Origin of the sequence: Escherichia sp. KCJ4928 (assembly GCF_004352695.1) — a bacterium.
Taxonomy (GTDB): Bacteria; Pseudomonadota; Gammaproteobacteria; order Enterobacterales; family Enterobacteriaceae; genus ECMA0423.
The window spans coordinates 1-464 of record NZ_SJWV01000606.1; the positions used below are offsets into that span (position 1 = coordinate 1).

Sequence of the window (464 nt, forward strand, 5' to 3'; positions counted from 1 at the left end):
TGAGCAACCGGGAGCGCGAAATAGACCATCTGCAGGCGCAGCTGGATAAACTCCGCCGGATGAACTTCGGCAGTCGTTCCGAAAAAGTCTCCCGCCGTATCGCACAAATGGAAGCCGATCTGAACCGGCTTCAGAAAGAGAGCGATACGCTGACTGGTAGGGTGTATGACCCGGCAGTACAGCGTCCGTTGCGTCAGACCCGCCCCCGTAAGCCGTTCCCTGAATCACTACCCCGTGACGAAAAGCGACTGTTGCCTGCAGCGCCGTGCTGCCCGAACTGCGGCGGTTCACTGAGCTATCTGGGCGAGGATACCGCCGAACAGCTGGAGTTGATGCATAGCGCCTTCCGGGTTATCCGGACGGTACGGGAAAAACATGCCTGTACTCAGTGCGATGCCATCGTGCAGGCACCTGCACCTTCGCGGCCCATCGAGCGGGGTATCGCCGGACCGGGGCTGCTGGCC

General features: G+C 60.8%; 1 protein-coding gene. It reads left to right on the top strand.

All coding sequences use genetic code 11. The features are described 5' to 3' along the window. The coding region (locus E0D98_RS25825) for an IS66 family transposase zinc-finger binding domain-containing protein (protein WP_205713042.1) at positions 1–464 on the top strand (464 nt) is incomplete at both ends.